The 18,868-nt window shown below is 55.8% G+C and carries 23 protein-coding genes; 11 read left to right on the top strand and 12 right to left on the bottom strand.

Annotated features, from left to right (window positions below):
• Nucleotides 1–259: 259 nt before the first annotated feature.
• Nucleotides 260–1,135, bottom strand: a complete 876-nt coding sequence (gene ptrR / locus ACW9I6_RS12965) for a putrescine utilization regulator PtrR (RefSeq protein WP_003214475.1) — start codon at nt 1,133–1,135, stop codon at nt 260–262.
• A 104-nt stretch (nt 1,136–1,239) separates the two neighbouring features.
• Here ptrR and ACW9I6_RS12960 point away from each other — a divergent pair, with 104 nt between their 5' ends.
• Nucleotides 1,240–2,631: an aldehyde dehydrogenase family protein gene (locus ACW9I6_RS12960; protein WP_457339408.1), complete on the top strand. Its 1,392-nt coding sequence runs from the start codon at nt 1,240–1,242 to the stop codon at nt 2,629–2,631.
• A 34-nt stretch (nt 2,632–2,665) separates the two neighbouring features.
• Here ACW9I6_RS12960 and ACW9I6_RS12955 read toward each other — a convergent pair whose 3' ends face one another.
• Entirely contained in the window at nt 2,666–3,304 is a 639-nt protein-coding gene (locus tag ACW9I6_RS12955; protein ID WP_177035785.1) for a TetR family transcriptional regulator, read from the bottom strand.
• Nucleotides 3,305–3,433: 129 nt separating this feature from the next.
• On the opposite strand from ACW9I6_RS12955, the gene ACW9I6_RS12950 reads away from it, so the two are divergent.
• Both ACW9I6_RS12950 and ACW9I6_RS12945 read left to right on the top strand, forming a co-directional pair.
• Nucleotides 3,434–4,090, top strand: a complete 657-nt coding sequence (locus tag ACW9I6_RS12950; protein WP_178903373.1) for an O-methyltransferase — start codon at nt 3,434–3,436, stop codon at nt 4,088–4,090.
• A gap of 98 nt (nt 4,091–4,188) precedes the next feature.
• Nucleotides 4,189–5,400, top strand: coding sequence for a YeeE/YedE family protein (locus ACW9I6_RS12945; RefSeq protein ID WP_177035783.1), 1,212 nt, complete (start codon nt 4,189–4,191; stop codon nt 5,398–5,400).
• A 115-nt stretch (nt 5,401–5,515) separates the two neighbouring features.
• On the opposite strand, the gene ACW9I6_RS12940 is transcribed toward ACW9I6_RS12945, so the two are convergent.
• From ACW9I6_RS12940 to ACW9I6_RS12920, 5 genes are all read right to left on the bottom strand, one after another.
• The gene (locus ACW9I6_RS12940; RefSeq protein ID WP_134326064.1) at nt 5,516–5,899 is read right to left on the bottom strand and encodes a c-type cytochrome; all 384 of its coding nucleotides are present in this window, start codon (nt 5,897–5,899) and stop codon (nt 5,516–5,518) included.
• A 33-nt stretch (nt 5,900–5,932) separates the two neighbouring features.
• Nucleotides 5,933–6,832, bottom strand: a complete 900-nt coding sequence (locus tag ACW9I6_RS12935) for an alpha/beta hydrolase (RefSeq protein ID WP_457339409.1) — start codon at nt 6,830–6,832, stop codon at nt 5,933–5,935.
• Between the two features lie 147 nt (nt 6,833–6,979).
• Nucleotides 6,980–7,420 carry a tryptophan-rich sensory protein TspO gene (gene tspO, locus ACW9I6_RS12930; protein WP_076016149.1) on the bottom strand — a complete coding sequence of 147 codons (441 nt, stop codon included), beginning with the start codon at nt 7,418–7,420 and terminating at the stop codon, nt 6,980–6,982.
• A gap of 377 nt (nt 7,421–7,797) precedes the next feature.
• Nucleotides 7,798–8,574 (bottom strand): hypothetical protein, encoded by a 777-nt coding sequence (locus ACW9I6_RS12925; RefSeq protein WP_457339407.1) that lies wholly within the window; start codon nt 8,572–8,574, stop codon nt 7,798–7,800.
• Nucleotides 8,537–9,004: a hypothetical protein gene (locus ACW9I6_RS12920; protein ID WP_457339406.1), complete on the bottom strand. Its 468-nt coding sequence runs from the start codon at nt 9,002–9,004 to the stop codon at nt 8,537–8,539. The genes ACW9I6_RS12925 and ACW9I6_RS12920 overlap by 38 nt, the downstream gene beginning before the upstream one ends.
• Before the next feature lie 150 nt (nt 9,005–9,154).
• On the opposite strand from ACW9I6_RS12920, the gene ACW9I6_RS12915 reads away from it, so the two are divergent.
• From ACW9I6_RS12915 to ACW9I6_RS12895, 5 genes are all read left to right on the top strand, one after another.
• Nucleotides 9,155–9,427, top strand: a complete 273-nt coding sequence (locus tag ACW9I6_RS12915) for a DUF3630 family protein (RefSeq protein ID WP_457339405.1) — start codon at nt 9,155–9,157, stop codon at nt 9,425–9,427.
• Between the two features lie 324 nt (nt 9,428–9,751).
• Nucleotides 9,752–10,084, top strand: coding sequence for a DUF6124 family protein (locus ACW9I6_RS12910; protein ID WP_167662448.1), 333 nt, complete (start codon nt 9,752–9,754; stop codon nt 10,082–10,084).
• A gap of 171 nt (nt 10,085–10,255) precedes the next feature.
• Complete coding sequence (locus tag ACW9I6_RS12905; RefSeq protein WP_301050944.1) at nt 10,256–10,492, top strand: hypothetical protein; 237 nt, start codon at nt 10,256–10,258, stop codon at nt 10,490–10,492.
• 81 nt (nt 10,493–10,573) lie between these two features.
• Nucleotides 10,574–11,011 carry a hypothetical protein gene (locus tag ACW9I6_RS12900; RefSeq protein ID WP_457339404.1) on the top strand — a complete coding sequence of 146 codons (438 nt, stop codon included), beginning with the start codon at nt 10,574–10,576 and terminating at the stop codon, nt 11,009–11,011.
• 148 nt (nt 11,012–11,159) lie between these two features.
• A complete protein-coding gene (locus ACW9I6_RS12895; RefSeq protein WP_457339403.1) occupies nt 11,160–11,288 on the top strand; it encodes a hypothetical protein in 129 nt (42 codons plus the stop codon).
• A gap of 96 nt (nt 11,289–11,384) precedes the next feature.
• Here ACW9I6_RS12895 and ACW9I6_RS12890 read toward each other — a convergent pair whose 3' ends face one another.
• A complete protein-coding gene (locus ACW9I6_RS12890; protein ID WP_178903370.1) occupies nt 11,385–11,618 on the bottom strand; it encodes a hypothetical protein in 234 nt (77 codons plus the stop codon).
• Between the two features lie 542 nt (nt 11,619–12,160).
• Here ACW9I6_RS12890 and ACW9I6_RS12885 point away from each other — a divergent pair.
• Nucleotides 12,161–13,066: an AIPR family protein gene (locus ACW9I6_RS12885; RefSeq protein WP_457339402.1), complete on the top strand. Its 906-nt coding sequence runs from the start codon at nt 12,161–12,163 to the stop codon at nt 13,064–13,066.
• A complete protein-coding gene (locus ACW9I6_RS12880; protein WP_457339401.1) occupies nt 13,008–14,012 on the top strand; it encodes an AIPR family protein in 1,005 nt (334 codons plus the stop codon). Before ACW9I6_RS12885 ends, ACW9I6_RS12880 begins: the two co-directional genes overlap by 59 nt.
• A gap of 326 nt (nt 14,013–14,338) precedes the next feature.
• Here the strand turns inward: ACW9I6_RS12880 and ACW9I6_RS12875 are convergent, their stop codons facing one another.
• Nucleotides 14,339–15,301, bottom strand: coding sequence for a hypothetical protein (locus ACW9I6_RS12875; RefSeq protein WP_457339400.1), 963 nt, complete (start codon nt 15,299–15,301; stop codon nt 14,339–14,341).
• 512 nt (nt 15,302–15,813) lie between these two features.
• Between ACW9I6_RS12875 and ACW9I6_RS12870 the strand changes: the two genes are divergently transcribed.
• The gene (locus ACW9I6_RS12870) at nt 15,814–16,758 is read left to right on the top strand and encodes an EamA family transporter (RefSeq protein WP_457339399.1); all 945 of its coding nucleotides are present in this window, start codon (nt 15,814–15,816) and stop codon (nt 16,756–16,758) included.
• A 91-nt stretch (nt 16,759–16,849) separates the two neighbouring features.
• Here the strand turns inward: ACW9I6_RS12870 and ACW9I6_RS12865 are convergent, their stop codons facing one another.
• The 3 genes from ACW9I6_RS12865 to ACW9I6_RS12855 form a co-directional block, all read right to left on the bottom strand.
• Nucleotides 16,850–17,092, bottom strand: coding sequence for a hypothetical protein (locus tag ACW9I6_RS12865; RefSeq protein WP_457339398.1), 243 nt, complete (start codon nt 17,090–17,092; stop codon nt 16,850–16,852).
• A 12-nt stretch (nt 17,093–17,104) separates the two neighbouring features.
• The gene (locus ACW9I6_RS12860; protein ID WP_457339397.1) at nt 17,105–17,584 is read right to left on the bottom strand and encodes a hypothetical protein; all 480 of its coding nucleotides are present in this window, start codon (nt 17,582–17,584) and stop codon (nt 17,105–17,107) included.
• 266 nt (nt 17,585–17,850) lie between these two features.
• Nucleotides 17,851–18,492 (bottom strand): hypothetical protein, encoded by a 642-nt coding sequence (locus ACW9I6_RS12855; protein ID WP_457339396.1) that lies wholly within the window; start codon nt 18,490–18,492, stop codon nt 17,851–17,853.
• Between the last annotated feature and the right edge of the window lie 376 nt (nt 18,493–18,868).

Genomic DNA, 18,868 nt, shown 5'->3' with positions numbered 1-18,868 from the left:
ATGTCGACTGTGCCGACGTCATCGCAGCCTCGCTAAAGCTCGACAGCTCCCACAGAGGACCTGTGTGACTGATGCAACTGGGTACAGCCGCTCTGATCGCCAAATCGGCCATGGGCACCCTGCAGCTTGGCGGCTAACCAAGACCAAATGTGGGAGCCGTCGAGCTTCAGCGAGGCCGCGATAGCGGTGGGTCAGGCACCCTCAATATCGACTGTGCCGACGCCTTCGCAGCCTCGCTGAAGCTCGACAGCTGCTACGGCTACGATGCCAGGGCCAGGCCACGCTCTTCCAGCAACTGCACAAAACTGTTCAGACTCTGCGACACCGTACCCCGGCGCCAGATCAGCCAGGTATTCAGAATCCGGAACGTATCGGTCAGCGGCCACACACTCACCGCCGTAAACCCCGGCATGCTCTCCAGCATGCTCCGTGGCATCAGCGCCAACCCGGCACCGGCACTCACACAGGCGAGCATCCCGTGGTACGACTCCATCTCGAAGATCTTCCCCGGCACCGCGCCATCCTGTGAAAACCAACGCTCGAAGTGATGCCGGTACGAACAGTTCGAACGAAACGTGTAGATGCTCTCCCCGCTCACATCCCGCCCCCGGGTGATCGGCGCGTGATGCAACGGCGCGATCACCACCATTTCCTCCTCAAACACCGCCACGCCCTCCAGCGTCGCGTGCAACACCGGCCCATCGACAAACGCCGCTGCCAGCCGCCCCGACAACACACCCTCGATCATCGTGCCGGACGGCCCGGTGGTCAGGTCCAGCTCAACCTTGGCGTGCTTCTGGTTATACGCCGCGAGCAACGCCGGGATACGCACCGCCGCCGTGCTCTCCAGCGAACCCAGGGCAAACGCGCCCTGGGGCTCCTCCCCCGCCACCGTAGCCCGGGCCTCTTGCACCAGGTCGAGAATGCGCCGCGCATACCCGAGGAAATTCCACCCGGCCGGTGACAAACGCAATCGGCTCTTCTCGCGAATAAACAAGTCCACGCCCAGGTCTTGCTCCAATTGCTTGATCCGCGTGGTCAGGTTCGACGGCACGCGATGGATCAATTGCGCGGCAGCGCTGATGCTGCCTTGCTCGGCAACGGCTTTGAAAATTTCCAGCTGGACCAGATCCAAGTCATTCTCCAAACGTGAACGTATTGCTTAATATTATTCAGTTTCCGAAAAAGATACAGCCCCGTACGCTGGCCTCCATCCCATTCACTGCGCAGGACGGTGCCATGAACTCCATTTCCTCCCAGACCCACGCGTTATCGATCAACCCCGCCAACGGTGAAACGGTCGCCAGCTACCCGTACGAAACCGAGGCGCAGCTGGATGCCGCCCTGACCCGCTCGATCAATGCCTTCCGCAACGGGCGCAATACCCCCGTCGCCCAGCGCGCCGAATTACTGCTAGCCCTGGCCAGCACCCTGCGCGACCAGGCCGAAGAAATGGCCCAGATGATCACCCTGGAAATGGGCAAACCCATCGCCCAGGCCCGTGGCGAAATCGAAAAATGCGCGCAACTCGCTGAGTGGTATGCCGCCCACGGCCCAGCCATGCTGGCCCCGGAAGCCACCCTGGTGGACAACGGCACCGCCCAGATCGAATACCGCCCGCTGGGCCCGATCCTCGCTGTAATGCCGTGGAACTTCCCGGTGTGGCAAGTGCTGCGCGGCGCGGTGCCAACCATGCTCAGCGGCAACACCTACGTGCTCAAGCACGCGCCTAACGTGATGGGCAGCGCGTACCTGATGAAACAAGCCTTCCAGCGCGCCGGCTTTGCCGATGGCCTGTTCGAAGTGATCAACGTCACCCAGGACGGCGTGTCCAAAGCCATCGCCGACCCGCGCATCGCCGCCGTGACCCTCACCGGCAGCGTGCGCGCCGGCATGGCCATCGGTTCCCAGGCCGGGGCCGCGCTGAAAAAATGCGTACTGGAGCTGGGCGGTTCCGACCCGTTCATTGTGCTCAACGACGCCAACCTCGACGAAGCCGTGCAAGCTGCCCTGATCGGCCGTTTCCAGAACTCCGGCCAGGTGTGCGCCGCCGCCAAGCGCCTGATCATCGAAGAAGGCGTAGTGGAAGCCTTCACCGCCAAATTCCTCGGAGCCAGCCGCAACCTGGTGATGGGCGACCCGACCGCCAGCGAGACCTACATCGGGCCGATGGCCCGCTTCGACCTGCGGGACGAACTCGACGGCCAGGTCCAGGCCACCCTGGCCGAAGGCGCCACCCTGCTGCTGGGCGGCAACAAAGTCGAAGGCGCGGGCAACTATTACGCCCCCACCGTGCTGGCCAACGTCACCGACCAGATGACCTCGTTCAAACAGGAACTGTTCGGGCCGGTCGCCTCCATCATCACCGCCCGCGATGCGGACCACGCCGTGGCCCTCGCCAACGACAGTGAGTTCGGCCTGACCGCCAGCGTGTTCACCACCGACCCGCAGAAGGCACGCAGCATCGCCAACCAACTGGAAACCGGCGGGATCTTTATCAACGCCTACAGCGTGTCCGATCCCCGGGTCTCGTTTGGTGGTGTGAAAAAGAGCGGCTTCGGGCGGGAGTTGTCGCACTTCGGTGTGCGGGAATTCTGCAACGCGCAGACCGTGTGGCTGAACCGCCGCTAAGGCAAGCGCTGCAAACGATGGCCCGCCCTGCGGGTCATCGTGCTGTCTGGTTCAGCACCGTCACGTAGGCACCGAACATATCCGCCATGGCGTCCGCATAGGCGGTTATTTGCGCCTCGGTGCGCGGGCTTCCCGAGAACTCCTTTGCCACCGAACTGAACGTGGTGGCGATCAAATCGCAAGCCAAAGCGCGGGTGGCTTCAGGCACCTGCGGCAGCAGTTCCAGCATGAACGCCTGGAAAATCTGTTGCCCTTCTGCGCGAACCTCATGGGCTTCGGGCGCATCACGGTACAGCGGCGCAGCGTCGCTCAGGGCGACACGCATCTGCGCCTCCTCACATTCCGAACGAATAAACGCATGCACCAACGCCCGCAACCGCTCAAGGGCCGGCTGGCTTACGTCCTGCAGAATGCGGCTGAGCATCTGCGAGGTTTGCTGCCACTCATCCGCCTGCAGCCGAAACAGGATGGCCGCCTTGTTGGGAAAGTACTGGTACACCGACCCCACGCTGACACCGGCCTTTTCCGCGACCCGTGCGGTGGTGAAACGGCTGGCGCCTTCCTTGGCCAAAACCTGAATAGCCGCCTCCAGAATGGCCGACACCAACTCGGTGGACCGCGCCTGTTTGGGCTCTTTGCGTGAGGAAATCTGCGACGTCTGGCGATCGGTCATGGGGCGTTCCTGCTGCCGTTGGAATGCGAATAGCGAATGTGACGAATTGTTCGCATACTTTAAATGCGACGAATCATTCGCATACTAGCCCGGCGCCTCACGGCGCTCAAACTGCAGCAGGACATCCCCATGAATACGCTTACCTCGGCCCCGATGGCGGCCCTGATTGAACGGCTGTACACACAGGCCGATGCCGCCACCAGCCCCATCATCAACACAGTGACCCACGAAGAACGCGACCGCCTGATGCGCAGCAAGACCGACTACCTGGCACTCTACGGCATGCTGAAAGACCTGTGGTTGCCCGTCTCCCGCGACACCGGCACCCTGCTGTACATGCTCGCACGCAGCAGCAAAGCGCAGGCCATCGTCGAGTTCGGTACTTCGTTCGGCCTGTCCACCCTGCACCTGGCGGCCGCCCTGCGGGACAACGGCGGCGGCACGCTGATCAGCAGCGAGTTCGAGCCCTCGAAGATCGCCCTCGCCCGGCAACACCTGGAGCAAGGCGGCGTGAGCGACCTCGTGGAGATCCGCCAAGGCGATGCCCTGGTCACCCTGGCCACCGGCCTGCCCGACAGCGTCGACCTGCTGCTGCTCGACGGCGCCAAGGCGCTGTATGGCGACGTGTTGAACCTGGTGGAAAGCCGCCTCAAGCCTGGCGCGCTGATCATCGCCGACAACACCGACTACTGCCCCGACTACCTGGCCCGGGTGCGTTCGCCAGTAAACGGCTACCTGTCGGTGCCGATCGGTGACGACGTCGAGCTTTCCGTTCGCCTGGGCTAATACCCCTCATTGGAGGATTCGAGACGCCAGTGGAAGGGTGCGCGGTTTATACTCGGCACCCTCGCCTTTAACCCACGGCCTACGAACCGAGATACCCGATGAGCCTTTCCCTCTCTACAACCCCTGCGCGCAAGCCGGTCGCGCCATTACTGGCGTTTGCCATCCTGCTGTTCGGCGCCGTCTTCCTGCAAAACAGCGTCGGCTCGCGCCAGGTGCTGTTGCTGGTGGTCGGCGCCGCACTGGGCCTGACGCTGTACCACGCTGCCTTCGGCTTCACCTCGGCCTGGCGAGTGTTCATCACCGACCGGCGTGGCGCGGGCTTGCGTGCGCAGATGGTGATGCTGGCGATTGCCGTGGTGCTGTTCTTCCCCGCGCTGGGGGCCGGCACCCTGTTCGGCCAGCCCGTGGTCGGGCTGGTGGCACCGGCCGGGGTTTCGGTGGTGTTCGGGGCATTCATCTTCGGCATCGGCATGCAGCTGGGCGGCGGTTGTGCGTCCGGCACCCTGTTCACCGTGGGCGGTGGTAACGCGCGCATGCTGGTGACGCTGTTCTTCTTTATCTGTGGTTCGTTGATCGCGACTCACCACGTCGACTGGTGGTTCTCGCTGCCTTCGTTCCCGGCGGTTTCCATCGTCAAAAGCTTCGGCGTGGTGCCGGCCTTGCTGCTGAGCCTGGCCGTATTTGGCATCATCGCGGCAGTCACCGTGCGCCTGGAAAAAGGCCGTCACGGGCAACTCGAAGCCGGCGTGACCAGCGAACACCAGGGCCTGCGCCGCTTCCTGCGCGGGCCATGGCCATTGGTGTGGGGCGCGATTGGCCTGGCCCTGCTCAACTACGCCACCCTGGCACTGGCCGGGCGGCCATGGGGTATCACTTCGGCGTTCGCCCTGTGGGGCGCCAAGGTTGCCGGCGGGTTGGGCGTGGACGTAGGCAGCTGGGCGTTCTGGCAAATGCCGGGCAATGCCAAGGCCCTGGCGGCGCCGGTGTGGGAAGACGTTACCAGCGTAATGGACATCGGCATCATCCTCGGTGCGCTGTTGGCTGCGGGATTGGCCGGGCGTTTCGCTCCAAGCCTGAAGATTCCGGCACGCTCGCTGTTTGCGGCGGTGATCGGCGGCCTGCTGCTGGGTTACGGCTCGCGCCTGGCGTATGGCTGCAATATCGGCGCGTACTTCAGCGGGATTGCCTCGGGCAGCCTGCATGGCTGGGTGTGGTTGGTGGCGGCGTTTATCGGCAACAGCGTGGGCGTGCGGTTGCGGCCGTTCTTCTTTGCAGGTGAGCGTCCGCAGGTAGCGTTGAGCGGTTGCTGACTGATCGTTCCCACGCTCCGCGTGGGAATGCCGCCGGGGACGCTCTGCGTCCCGCTGTTGGTGACGCGGAGCGTCACGGGATGCATTCCCACGCGGAGCGTGGGAACGAGCAGCATCATCGGCTTTTTGAAATCACTCCGCTCATGTACTCGTTCAAATCGCGGAAGTCCTGAACTTTCCAGGTGAACGGTGACAACTTCACACCGTTCTCCCGCAACGTTCTGGGAATCAGGTCGCCATTTGGACGAAGAATGACGGACGACACGATAACGCCCGGATAATCACTCAAGCGTTTTTTGAAAGTAGCCGTTGTCAGGTCAGGCGTAGGCGGATTGCTTTTATTCGCCAAGGGTCCCGTGCCTTTGATATCCGCGCCGTGGCACATGGCGCAGCGCTGCAGATAAATGTTTTTCCCGTTAGCGTTGTCCGCAAAGGACAGTGATGTTTGAACCAGCGATAAAATCCCCAGCGACGCGATGAACGACTTTCTTATTTTCATCTTTCCATGTGGCCTTGTTGTAAAAATCCAATATCAACCAACCGAGCGTAAACGACCCGTGATCCAATCGCGGCTGTAAGCCAGCACGCGGCCCGACATCGCCGTCGGAAAATGAATAAACCCATGAGCCGCCTGCGGTAACAAAAACACCTCGGACCCCGCCCATCGCTCGGCCATCTGCAGCGTGTCGTCCAGCAACGGGTCCAGCTCCCCCACAAACATCAGTGCCGGCGGCAGCCCGGCAAGGTCGCCATACAACGGTGACAACGGCGGCTGCCGACGCTGCTCGTCACTCAGGCCCGGCGTCAGCAAACGCAGCGCCTCCACCATGCCCGGCCCGTCCAGCAACAGCGTTTCCCGCCCCGCCGTGCGCACGCTCGGTGTACCGGTCAAATCGTAGACGCCGTAATACAGCACCGCCCCGCTCACCCGCGCCAGCAATTCGGGCGATTGCTTCAGCGCCAGCAGCGTGGCCGCCGCCAGATGCCCACCGGCAGACTCGCCGACAACGATCACCGGCAGGCCGGCGAACTCCTCACAGTCCCCGAGCAACCAGCGCGCCGTGGCCAGGCAGTCTTCCAGAATCCCTTCGACCGGTGTATCCACCGCCAGCCGGTAATCCACCGACACCACCGCCACCTCGCACGCATTCACCATGGCCACGTTGAGGTCGTCATTCATCTGCGCATTGCCGATCACCCAGCCGCCGCCATGGATATCCAGCACCACGCCTTTGGCCTTGCCCTTCGGCCGGATGATGCGCACCGGCACCGAGCCCACCCGCCGGCTTTCAGCCTGCAGGCCATGCTTGAGCAACTTGTTGCCGGCCACCATCTGGCTGGAGCGCAACAGCGCCTGGATCACCCGGGGCGTCACGCGGTTGCGGATGCGAAAACGCGGCATCCAGGCGAGCTTCTGGTTAAAGCGCTGCATTTGCGCCAGTTCATGTTCTTCAGCAGGCCACAGCGTGTGAGTTCCCAATTCGATATTCCCCCTATCTCTAAAAGAGATGTTCACCTTGGCCAGTGTGCGTGGGCATCATGGCAATGATGTTTCCGCCCTCTGCCCACGCCGCCAGGCTCAGCGGTTATTGCGCAGGATGGAGAAATTCAACGCAGCCGCAACGCTGAGCCACACCAGGTACGGGAACAGGATCAGCCCGGTGATCAAATCCAGGCGCACCGTCAGCAGCACCATGGCGGCCACTACCAGCCACAGCAGCGTGATGATCACCATCCCGGCGAAAATCCGGTGGGCACCGAAGAACACGGGCGTCCACAGGGTGTTGAGTGCGATCTGCGCAGCCCATAGAGCCAGCACGATTTCGCTGCCGGGGATCAGAGTCAGGCGGTAGCCGGCCCAGGCGAGCAGCAGGTAGATGATCGTCCAGGCAACCGGGAACAGCCAGTTGGGTGGGGTGAAGCTGGGTTTGACCAGGGTGGCGTACCAGTCGCCCGGTTTGAAGATGATGCCGGTGCTCGCAGCAGCACCGCAGGCCAGAAGAAAAATAAATAACGTCACCATGATCGGTCCTTAGCTGGGAGCAGCTGCCTGGAGATGAAAGCCTTGACGGCGGTTTCAGGGTTGGACGCCCCGCGCAGCAAAAAGTGTATTTTTCTTTGCTCTGCGCCCTCAGCACAGAACTGCTAGCGGCCCGCTTTATCCTTATCTTCCAACGGCGGGTCTTCAACGTGTTCCCACTCCAGATACCACTCGTATATTTCGCCGTCAGCCATGAACTCATGTTTAACAGTCCAGCCTAGCGCCACGAGCTGTTGAGCTCGTTGAAGCGCGTGTGCCTTGGTCATTCTTGGAGCTTTCATAACGGTCATCGCATGGAGGGTTGCGGGTGAATTTAACGCAGCAAGCGTCTCAGATAGTCATTCATATACGCCCGGTTACTGACTTAACCCCAGGCGCTTTTTCGCCTTGTAGCAATCATTGATCGCGATCGCCTGCTGGTAATACTCCGTACGCTGCGCACGGTTACTGTCCCCCAGCAGCCGGTACATTTCAGCCTGATAATCCCGACTGCTGCCCCACTGCAACGCCATGCCCTGAGGCATCTCGGCCCTGCATTCAAGCTTCACCGCAGGCTGCGGGAAATATTGCTCATACGCGGGCGCGCTGGTTGCAATGGCCTTCAGCGTTGTCTGGAATTCCGGCGTGTCCGTAAATTCAAAGCAAAAGGATGAAAGCTGCAGTGCCGGTGGTGCAAAGCCTTGTAGGAAGCTGCTTTGGAACAACGGGCAGGCCTTTTCCTTGATCTCGTCGACCGGGTAGAACATCACGTAGATCATCGCGAGGCGATGCTGGGCCACCGGGTGATCCAGCGCGGCAGCTTGTTCAAGCAACTTGATCGCCGGCTTGAGCAACTCGCCTGCCTCCTCCACCAGCACTTGGGTACGCTTTTTCTCGTCTACGCTGGCGGTGGGAAAGTTCGCAGGCACCGCTTCCAGCTTGGCATCTGCTTGTTTTAGGTACGGCACCGCTTGCTGATAGAGGCTCTCGGCGTGGGGGTCGATGTGCGGGGTGTTGGCCGTGCACAGTTGCGGTAACAGGCAGCCCAGGAAGAGGCTAATAAAGCGGTGAACATTCATAAACAGGCTTCCGTGCGACAAAGGATTCAGATGCCGCTCAAGCGGTGGTATCCCAATAGAAATGGATGAACTCATCTTCGTACTCCGCGACCAACGAAACGATGAACTCGGTCTTCATGGAGTACATCATCAGCGCACCGATAAAGCCCGTTGGCTCATGCAGTGGCAGTTTGAGCGGCGCGACCAATTCATTTGCCTGGTCGGCAACCAATTGGTTGAATTCTGCTTCCGAGATGCTCTCGAACTGGGAATCGGAGACGTAGCCCGCGAAGTATTCCAACCTTCTACACCAATCATTCTGGAGCTCTGCGTATAGCCAGAAGCGTAATCCGTTGTCGTTTTTCGGGTTGGGGGCGCGAGTGACCCTGATGCACTCCTCTCCGTCGGGAGTTCTAAAGGCGTCTTGTCGATAGGTGACGAAATAGATACCTGGGTAGGGACGACCCGATCCGTAGTGAAGCAATTGCCCACGGGGAATCTGGTCAAAGTCGTTTTTATCGAACATGAAGAAGTCCTTCATTCATGCCGAGCGGACGGGTGATGGTAGTGCTCGTTGTCACGGGCTCATTCCTTTGAAAGCTGCGCAGGTTCTGTCACATTCTACGACAAGCATCTCACGGCGAAACACGCCCTTTCACCCTATCGATGATCCCTTATGGAAATACAGATTTCGAAAACGTCCGACTGGCAATTGTTCGCGGCCATCGCCGAAACGCTGGAGCACGGCTTGAAAGGTGAATGGACCGTAAAGGCCGACGGGCTGGATCAGCGCTATTGGGATTTGTGCGTCGAAGGCCAGACCATCACCCTGCACCTTGAGCATTATCTGGGGATCAGCCTGCTCATGCCTGGCCAGGGCGAGAGCCTGGAGGGGTTGAGTGATTTGGGGTTGAGGGCGTACCGGCTGGTGGTTCCATTTGCGGGATGAAGGAGACTTTGCGTAGGCCGTAGCACCTTGCTCCATTGCCTACGCTTGCGTCAGAATCCGCCGGCTTGTGCACCTGGGTGGCCATCTCTAAGGTTGCTCGGTCGCTGAAAACTCAGTGATCGGGTTTAGTAGCCCTAGGGTCAATTACACATAGTGCATGAGCTACATCTATCAGACGTTCCTGTCTGCGCTTGATGGTGGCTGTGCGTAGGGCGCCTTCGGGTGCGCCGGCTTTGTGTAATTCCCCGGTCTACTAACCTGCGTACAGCTGCCACCCTCTTGTGTAGTAGCGAAAGGGTGTCGGCCCCATTCAGGAATTGCACCATGTTCAAAGTAACGCCGAATCCTCCGAAGAAACCGGATCTAAAACTCCACCAGGCTGCCCAGCGCGCCATTGATCACTACCTCAATCCCGGCACTGATGCCGAGACAGTCCCAGAGACAACCGCCCTCTTCAGCGTCACCTCCGGCGTCAGCAGCGAAATCCTGATCGCCAACAGCTACGAAACCGTTTCCTCCGTCAGCGCCCTGCTGCTCGACCTGTCCGACGAACTGACCGGCAAAGACCGCGACGTGGCATTAGCCATTCACCAACTGAGCGAATTGAGCGTACTGCTGATCGGCAAACTGATGGACCGCGAAACACCTCGGGCATAAAGCCCAACGCGGTCCAGCGGGACTAGCCCTTCAACTCACCCAACCGATTACTCGCCGCGTCGTCGTATGCCATATACAGCGACTCGGCGAGAGGTGCGCGGTGCATTCAGCCATTGCTGAACCCCGCCTGGTTCGTTGTAATGGGCCAAGTCGAAACCCAACAGGTGATTCATGGACGCTGATCCGCTGTGCCTAGTATTTGTACCAGCCCTCGTAGCCGTTCTCACCGCCGCTGAAGACAGAAAGGGCTCACCTCTAACCGAGGCTGAGGTCTGTGATATTCGAGACCGGGCGGTTTGTATCACTCTGCCATTCAGCGTGGCGCTCGATATGGAAAGGGAACGCGGCTATCCGGATATTGTTGCGGAAAACTGCTGGAGTGAATGGCAAAGCCGCAAATGTCATTGATCGATGTGGTCAGTATCACTTCACGTCTTTTCTAAAAGACTGTATGTGATGGTTGCCTAACTCAATTTTAGCGAGGGTGTTATGCCTGAATTAAAATGCTTCTTTCTTGATCATGACGTTGATATTGATCCAGATCCTCAGGCATACGCTGAGTTCTTCTTGAACTATCAATCTTCAAAGTGGCAGAAAGGGTCCGGTGATGGAGTGTTTAGCTATATTAGTGACGAAGGTGACAAGTCCGAGCTATCAGTGCTAGAGAATAAAGAGTTAGGCATTTCAGTTAGATACAACATCCGAATACCCGGAGAACGAACAGGCGCTGAGTTTTATTCAGTAGGTACACTGAATAAAATTAATGTAGTGAAGGACTTTGGTGAGGATCAGTTCGTACCTGAAGGCTCATTTTTAAAGCCCGATGTAGCATGGTTAGCGGTGGAAGATTTTTTAAAGAATCCGAGAATCAAATCAGGTCGGATAACATGGTTGAATTCTGATGATATTTCCTGGCCCGACAGGTAATGAAATGACTTGATGTGCCTGGATAACCCGGCACCACGCTGAACAGAAAGGGGCCTTATTTATTTTCGCTTAAATAACCAGACCTCTTTTCCTTCTTGATCACGACCTGAATCCCGCTACCGATACCGTCCCAGAGACGACCGCCCTTTTGAGCGCACTCTCCGGCGTCAGCAGCGAAATTCTGATTGCCAACAAACACGAAACCGTTTGCTCAGTCGGTGCCCTGCTGCTCGAGCTGTCCGACGAACTGACCGGACAGACCGCGATGCGGCACTGACCAATCCACCAACTGAACGAATTGAGCGAATTGCTGATCGCAAAATGATGGACCGCGAAACACCTCGAAGCTAAAGCCGAACGCGGTCCAGCGGGACTAGCCCTTCAACTCACTCAACCGATTACTCGCCGCGTCGTCGTATGCAACGTACAGCGACTCGGCGATTTGGCTTTTGATGGCCTTGGCGCTTTCCAGACCCAATACAAAACCTTCGGCTTTGCCGCCTGCGCGGTTCAGGTCTTCTTTGGTGTCAGCACCGGTGATGGCGTCGAGGAGCTTGATGGCCTGAGGGCCTACGCCTTTTGGGAGGCTGATTTGGTCGATGCTCATAGGGATGCCTCGGATGAGGTGCGGGATGGGATGGTGCGTGGTGAAGAGGTCATGGGCGATACCTTGAGATTGAGGTCGGTAGCGCGTGGAACCACTGCCGGGGGTGGCATGGTAGACCGGTATGGGAATTAAAGGGCTGGTTTCGGCCAGAAGCGGACTCTGGTCGCGATTTTGATTTCATCCAGGAAGCTCCAGGCTCGCGCAACTACGATGGATGACTATCCAGTGGATGGCTATGCTAGCGATAGGTCTATCTTGTACCGAACATCTAGGAGAGCAGAAGTGGAAACGGAGGTACCTCTAGGGAGCGCGCTGGGCCGTATGGGTCCTAAAAGGACCGACTCTCTGGGGATTACATGTGATGGCCATTTGATGGTGGTATGCTATTGATGATTACAAGAGAGTCAGGTTTTGAATTAAAGCGATAAAACTACAGATCAAAAAAATGATTTATTTAATCAGAGTGGTCGACCACAGCTTACTTAAACGCAGACGCTTTCCCATTAAGATGAATTTTTCAATCAAATTTAAAGGACTATCTTTTGAAATACGAAGTTTTGATCAATATACTTGATAGTATTCGAAATGAAGCCACGGAGAAGCATTCAAAGAGGTATCTCCCTCCTGAGAGCGAGCCGGAGAGCATAAATAACTCCCGTGCACGAGCCTATATTCATCTTTATTTGAAAGTTTTGTTTGGGATGCTCAACTTTGAAGATAGAGAGCGCTTGATTACTGATGGTTCGTATGATGGTGGAGTAGATGGTTACTATATTGAAAAAAACACTAAATGCATATATTTGATTCAATCTAAGTTCAGGATTTCGGCGCATAACTATGAGTCAAAAAAAATATCCCTTGATGAAATTCTTCACATGGATGTCAATCGTATTTTAGAAGGGGAGCAGCAAGATGAAAGTGGTAATAGCTATAATGGTAAAATTAAACAATTACAGCGCGAGGTTAGCGCCCTGCCAGATGTCGGACGGTACAGTTATAAAGTAGTACTGCTTGCGAATGTACCTACCGTTTCTGCTGGAAAGCTTCGCATGCTGACTGGTGGTTATTCAGTGGAAGTGTATGATTACGATAGAAGCTATAGAGAGCTAGTTTATCCCGTAGTCTCCGGAACCTATTTCACGGCGACAGATATAAGCATTCCAATAGATCTATCAAATAAAAATTCCGGCAGCAAAATCAGCTATACCGTCAGTACCAAAATAAGCGATTGTGAAATTACAGTTTTGTTCGTGCCTATTATTGAAATAGCAAAAATGATGGGCAAATATAAAAACTCGATCCTTAAATATAACCCTCGAAGTTATTTGGATCTTGACGGGCAAAACGTGAATCAGTCCATACGAGAAACTGTTCTTAAAAACGAAACAAATGAGTTCGCGCTGTACAATAACGGCATCACAATGTTGTCCGACGACAACTTACATTAACGAAAGGATAGGCCAGAAAAACAAAGCGCAACTGACGGTCAAAAACCCACAAATCATCAATGGGGGACAAACCTCATTTACGCTCAGTCGCATTCTCCATGACTGCCCCACTGATCAGTTAGACATGGTTTTTGGCGGCAAGGAGGTGTTGCTAAAAGTCATCACGCTTATTGATAATAGTACGCACAGCGACAAGCTTCAGTTGATTGAAGATATTTCAAATGCAACAAATAAACAAACGCCAGTAAATAATGCTGACCGCTATGCTAACGAGACGTTTCACCAGTCAATCCAATCAAAGGTATTTGATAGCTACGGACTATTTTATGAGAGAAAGCGGGGTGAGTTTTCAGATGGTGTGCACAGCGGCTATATAAAAAAGGAGGATATAGTTGAACGCAACCAGTTTTTTAGAATATTTTATTCTGCCAACGGAATGCTCTCAAAGGGCATGGAGAAAAAGCTATTCGCAAGAAATAACTTTTCGGAGATTTCGCTATCCGATAACGACATGTTTGATAAATTCAACTTAGGCTTGCGAGTTTTTCGGAAGCTGGTTGGAACGTCCAACTCAACACATACATTCCCAAAAGTTATCTATGCAAAAGTTTATATGTATGTAGTCCTGTTTAGTGGCGACGAAACGGGCGTTGATGAGCAAACATTATCTTTCAATCTGAAGCATCTGGAGAATAAGTGGTCTGAATTTGTTAATTATCAGTCAGAGACATCTCTACACGGCCTTCAAACGTTTTATGATCGGAAAATAGGTGAAACTAGAACTATTTTTAGTCTTAAGAAGTTCAGCGAGTCAAAAGTTTTCGAAAAAAGTATATTGTCGTTTATAAAAATCGGCAAAACCGTATCTGCTACTACTGATTTTGACTCACTTCCGAACTTGTCAATATTAGACGGCAGTGGGATCTTAAAGATTGACGATGTTTAAGATAGATATTGCAATTATCTTTATACACTGTCCAATTTGGTTCTGGTGTTGGGGTGATTCGAACAATAAAGGTTCTTGATCGTCTTATCTGCTTAGCAGACTTGATCGGTATCTCGATCTGAGCGAACTATGCACCCCCCCCGGCCAGCCCATCGAACAGCTATTACCGAACGTATCTCCGAACGACATGTGGGCCTAGAGAGGTAGGCCCAATTTGCCTCGCCATGCCGCCAGAGATGTAGGCTGTACCAAACTGGTCGGTGTTGATGGCGAACTGCGTATTTAAGCCCCCGAGTCTGCGGGGAGTTCAAGGGCTGACGGGTTTTCTAAAAAGGATCGTCCGACTTTTTGATGGCCGGGATTTGTACCGCAGGAAAAGTCTTCATGAGCTCAGCATCTAGTGACTCTGCGAAGCCCTTTACCAAATCAGCAACACGTCTAACGTCAGCTGACGAGACATTTACAGGATAACCCTCTTTATCACGGCCCCCTCGGTGCACTATGTCATGACGAATTATGATTTCGGGCATAAATGGGGCAATGTCAGGAAATTTAATTCCTAGAGTTTTTTCGAGTAATGGCTTGGCCTTATCCAACCGATGCCATATAAATGTTTGTAAGTAGTCAATGACTTTTCTCTCTAGACCTTCCATTGCGGTAAAGATATCTGAAAGTTTCAGTTTCTCCCCCGCGAAGTCTTCATTACCTTTAACAAAAGACCTCAGCACATCGTCATTCTGTGTAACCCAATAGGCAGTCGTGTCCCACAGATAAGCCTCTAAAGCTGTAATTGTTGCACTATGTAATAGTTGTATTACAAAGGCTTGAGTGGTGTTAGGGGCTGCCAGCGTTTCTTCAATTTGATTCAAGCGCTGAACTAGCATGTTTAGCGGGTCAGTACGATCCTCTGGGAGCATCGAATAAATATCATCGTAGTCCCAATTGCCCTGATCAACTGCTGCCCATTCATCTCCGCATTTTTGGACTAACTCATTGATTAGTTCTTCCATCACGTCGTATTCTACGACGTGTGAGAAACGATCCTGTATCTCGTCGTTGGGATCGTAAGGGCCACCACAAATATACTGATATCCACCCTCCCGACTTTCGTATGGTGTGCAATTCGCAGGATCTTCATACCGAGCATAAAACCACTGCCGCATTGCTTCAATCTGTAAGTCTTTAGGGGCGTTTTGGAGCCAATTATCATCAGGGTCGAATGCTTGAACATCCTGGTTACCCGCTTCTGGTGGCAACTCTGGTCGATCATCGAAGTCCCATTGATCCATAGCGTCATCTCCCTATTAGCATTGTATGAACTGGGCAGCAGTCATGAAGGCCCTAGAAGCCAATCTAACCCATGTTCAACGGAATCGCCTGCCCCTTTCGTAAACGGATCTGAATGACCACTACTGGCCGGAAGCGGTCTTTCGCGAACAGCCGCTCTCGACCATCACGAATTATTCGACTTATCTCCATTGTTGGGACTAAAGCGATCTATTCCAAATCAATAAATTTATCCATTTCCGACTTAGTTGCCGAAAACACGCAGGGACGCTTCCGCCAAAAGACTCATACGATCTCCTTCTAACGACCAGCTGAATTAGAGCTATCCGTCCCAGGCCCGGCTCCCCCTACGAATTTCGGTGGAAGCTGCTTCGGTAGGCACTCTTAGCCAACCAAACTCCCCCCCCCTTGCCCCCTCGTACCAAACACGCTACAAATCCCACCACCAAGTTGTACGACAACCTAAAAATAAATCCCCATCCCCGACGATGGCGCCCACTTCCCGAGCCCAACCATGACTCCCCCTACCCCCACTCAATTCCCCCGCCACATCGCCGTCCTAATCCTCCTCTGCATGGGCTGCGCCTTCGCCGGCAACCACATCGCCGCCCGCGTAGCCTTCGACGACGGCGCCGGAGTCCTCCTGGCAATCCTCATGCGCTCCGGCGGCACCCTGTTGGTCCTGGCGATACTCGTCCTATACCAATGCCAAAACCTCCGCCTCCCCCCAGGAGCATGGCGCTGGCAAGTCCTCCTGGGCCTGCTCATCGCCACCCAAAGCCTCTGCCTCTACTCCGCCGTCGCCCGCGTCCCGGTAGCGCTGGCCTTACTGGTCGCCAACGTCTTCCCTATCCTGCTGGCCCTGCTCACCTGGGCACTCGGCGGCCCACGCCCCACCGCACGCACCGCCTTGCTGATGAGCCTGATTCTGGTGGGACTGGTCTTCGTGCTGGACGTACCCGGCCGTCTCTCCGCCAACACCACCCTCGGCCCGGAATGGCTGGTCGGCGTCTCCCTGGCCTTTTGCGCCGCGTTCGTATTCGCCTGCGCGCTGTGGATCACCGACCACAAGTTGTCTCAGGTGCGCGGTTCAGTGCGCAGTCTGCTGACGATCTTCATTGTGTTCAGCAGCGTCAACCTCGCGGGCTTGAGCGGTGCGCTTGTCGATGGCCTGAACCTGCCGGCCACCAGTACCGGTTGGCTGGCATTGGCCACGTTGGTGGTGCTGTACGGCACGGGTTTTATCGTGCTGTTCATTTCGGTGCCGCGCCTGGATATGCCGCGTAATGCGCCGGTGATGAACATTGAGCCGCTGGCGACGTTGTTGATGGGCTGGATCGTGCTCGACCAGATGCTCAGCGCCGGGCAGGTGGTGGGCGGGATGATTGTGGTAACGGGGATTGTGTTGCTGACGTATCGCAAGTCGCCCCAGCCGGCCGTCAAGGCTCAGGCTGCGTAGGTCGAGAGGCGAAAAGGAAAAGGGACGGATCTATTTTCAAACAAGTCCGTCCCTTTTTACTGCCGGGCGTGGGGAAATTCCAGGCCCTCCTTCAGCCCATCGGCTCGAACCGCCGCCGCTTCAGGAACAACCCCACCCCCAGTGCAACGGCAAAGATCGACAGCAGCCCCAGGTCAACCCCAAGCAAGCGGGTTTGGCTCACAGCCACGCACCCGACCGCCCCCATCGCAACCAACAGCACCCCTAGCCATTTGCGAAGCGGGTACGACTTGATAAACCGATCAAGCAGAAAGAACAGCACCAGGGCAACGACCAGCTGGGTAATGTCAGACATGTATTTCTCCCGTCAGGTCTTGATGATCAGTGTCGAGGCACTGCGTTGCGGGCCAATGCCGCCGTTCACCTGCGCTTCGATGCTGACCAGTATGTCGCCTGCATGATAGGTGGGCAGGGTGTCATTCACATACATGCGCACTCCGGCGCCGACAGGGGCGCCCACGTAAGGAGACGCTATGTATGAGGTGGCGCCAGCGAAGGCCGAGGCCGCAAGGTTGGCGATTTGGGTGCGTTGGGCGTTGAGCACGTCGCCCTGTTGCCGGGTCAGCGGCTTGGAGATGCCGATCATCATCAGGCATGGCAGGTTTTTGGCCAGCATCTTGTCGTACACCTCGACGACTTTGCGGTTGACCTCGTAGTGGGCGCTTTTCGCTTCGCCAAAATGCAGCTCGCCCAGGCGTCCGCGTTCGCTGTCGGTGAGGGTGATCTGCGAGACGTTGAACACGATCCCGTGATTGCCCATGTATTGGAAAGTCCCTTCGAACTTCATCGCACGCATCCTTTCGAGCCAAAGGCGGGGATTGTCTAGAAGGCGCGCGGCGGATTCAAATCATTTCACTTGGCTGGCAAGGTGTGTTGCCCGCCGTAAGGTGCTGACGGACATAATAATTGTCGAATTCGGTGCTTTCGACGAACTACCCTGCGATTCTACGAACCCGGCCGCTATTCTATCTCCGCGAGATGCCAGAAATGGCCGCCGGCTATCTTCCTCGAAAGACCGCTTCTGGCCGACTCTGTTGAAAAAGCCGTACTCGCTTAGCCAAGGTGACCGCCTGCATCAATGAATAGCTTGCGGAGTTTTTTTCGAGCCGCCTCTGAAAGACGCTGTGAATAGCGTTGAAACTCTTCTTCGGCTCTGTCGGGCTTGCCGTTCATGGCCAATACAAACGCGTATGCAAGAGGATGTTGTATGTAGTTGTAGAAACCCAGGCCACCCGTCGAAAAATGCTGCTTGACCCGCTCGAAAGCACCAGGCAGGTCGGCTATCGAACGAGCCTCGTCCCAAAACGATTCAGCTTTTGGAATGGCAGCCCGGAGGATATTGGGTGCGCTGGTTGCTATGGCATCAGGTCCGCAGCTGCATGAGATATCAAACGCTCTATCGCGCACATCGAAAGTCAGATCAGGTCGTGCTGATTTTGACGTCCTGTGCCATTTGATTTCATTGCCGGAAAGGTGGGGAACGAAGTCCAGTGACAGAGCCCATGACGGCGCTAGCGCGCCGCCTTTCCACTGTTCAAGGCGAAAGAGTTGGCGAATCGGAGCATCGACGCTACGAAGCCAGGACAGCGGGCCCTGAACTTCGAATCCTAACGGCTGTAAAAGTGACTCTACGGTTGGCGAAACAATTTCGTGGATTTGATCTATTCGCACTATCTCGAACGTTTTTCCCTGCATCGGCGGCCCCATGCTCAAAAGTAATCCCACTTCGACAACTTCGGTCGTTGGTTCGACCTCAGATAATAGATGCAGAAATAGGGGTCAGACCACCATTATTGAAAACGTGGTCTGCCCCCTATTCTTCTCTGGTGTCTGCGCCGTTTGGGTCTTGCAGCTGGCGATTAACGCGAGCTGCGAAAGCGTGGTGACGTGCCTGACGGGAGAACGATGAAGGGCTGGTATCAACTGCGCAGTAGAAAATAGAGAACTGCGTCATGAAGTATTTTCTTGGCAATAGTGGCCCGTGCCGGGAAAGTCACGACGTGACAACGCCATGCGGCAAGTTGATTGGAAAATCCTGAGAGTTCCTGAATTCCCGCCCCATGAGGCACAA

The organism is Pseudomonas sp. SDO5522_S412, assembly GCF_054071215.1.
The sequence above is the reverse complement of the archived record's forward strand: the minus strand, read 5'-3'. Positions and strand labels throughout refer to the sequence as shown.

Bases quoted from the DNA above. Each gene is read 5' to 3' on its own strand.
- ACW9I6_RS12925 (WP_457339407.1), bottom strand. From the start codon at position 8,574: ATGAGTTCATCCATTTCTATTGGGATACCACCGCTTGAGCGGCATCTG.
- ACW9I6_RS12935 (WP_457339409.1), bottom strand. From the start codon at position 6,832: ATGCAGCGCTTTAACCAGAAGCTCGCCTGGATGCCGCGTTTTCGCATC.
- ACW9I6_RS12870 (WP_457339399.1), top strand. From the start codon at position 15,814: ATGACTCCCCCTACCCCCACTCAATTCCCCCGCCACATCGCCGTCCTA.
- ACW9I6_RS12880 (WP_457339401.1), top strand. From the start codon at position 13,008: ATGAGTTCGCGCTGTACAATAACGGCATCACAATGTTGTCCGACGACA.
- ACW9I6_RS12875 (WP_457339400.1), bottom strand. From the start codon at position 15,301: ATGGATCAATGGGACTTCGATGATCGACCAGAGTTGCCACCAGAAGCG.
- ACW9I6_RS12860 (WP_457339397.1), bottom strand. From the start codon at position 17,584: ATGAAGTTCGAAGGGACTTTCCAATACATGGGCAATCACGGGATCGTG.
- ACW9I6_RS12905 (WP_301050944.1), top strand. From the start codon at position 10,256: ATGGACGCTGATCCGCTGTGCCTAGTATTTGTACCAGCCCTCGTAGCC.
- ACW9I6_RS12960 (WP_457339408.1), top strand. From the start codon at position 1,240: ATGAACTCCATTTCCTCCCAGACCCACGCGTTATCGATCAACCCCGCC.
- ACW9I6_RS12955 (WP_177035785.1), bottom strand. From the start codon at position 3,304: ATGACCGATCGCCAGACGTCGCAGATTTCCTCACGCAAAGAGCCCAAA.
- ACW9I6_RS12865 (WP_457339398.1), bottom strand. From the start codon at position 17,092: ATGTCTGACATTACCCAGCTGGTCGTTGCCCTGGTGCTGTTCTTTCTG.
- ACW9I6_RS12910 (WP_167662448.1), top strand. From the start codon at position 9,752: ATGTTCAAAGTAACGCCGAATCCTCCGAAGAAACCGGATCTAAAACTC.
- ACW9I6_RS12855 (WP_457339396.1), bottom strand. From the start codon at position 18,492: ATGCAGGGAAAAACGTTCGAGATAGTGCGAATAGATCAAATCCACGAA.
- ACW9I6_RS12950 (WP_178903373.1), top strand. From the start codon at position 3,434: ATGAATACGCTTACCTCGGCCCCGATGGCGGCCCTGATTGAACGGCTG.
- ACW9I6_RS12945 (WP_177035783.1), top strand. From the start codon at position 4,189: ATGAGCCTTTCCCTCTCTACAACCCCTGCGCGCAAGCCGGTCGCGCCA.
- ACW9I6_RS12915 (WP_457339405.1), top strand. From the start codon at position 9,155: ATGGAAATACAGATTTCGAAAACGTCCGACTGGCAATTGTTCGCGGCC.
- ACW9I6_RS12940 (WP_134326064.1), bottom strand. From the start codon at position 5,899: ATGAAAATAAGAAAGTCGTTCATCGCGTCGCTGGGGATTTTATCGCTG.
- ACW9I6_RS12920 (WP_457339406.1), bottom strand. From the start codon at position 9,004: ATGTTCGATAAAAACGACTTTGACCAGATTCCCCGTGGGCAATTGCTT.
- ACW9I6_RS12890 (WP_178903370.1), bottom strand. From the start codon at position 11,618: ATGAGCATCGACCAAATCAGCCTCCCAAAAGGCGTAGGCCCTCAGGCC.
- ACW9I6_RS12900 (WP_457339404.1), top strand. From the start codon at position 10,574: ATGCCTGAATTAAAATGCTTCTTTCTTGATCATGACGTTGATATTGAT.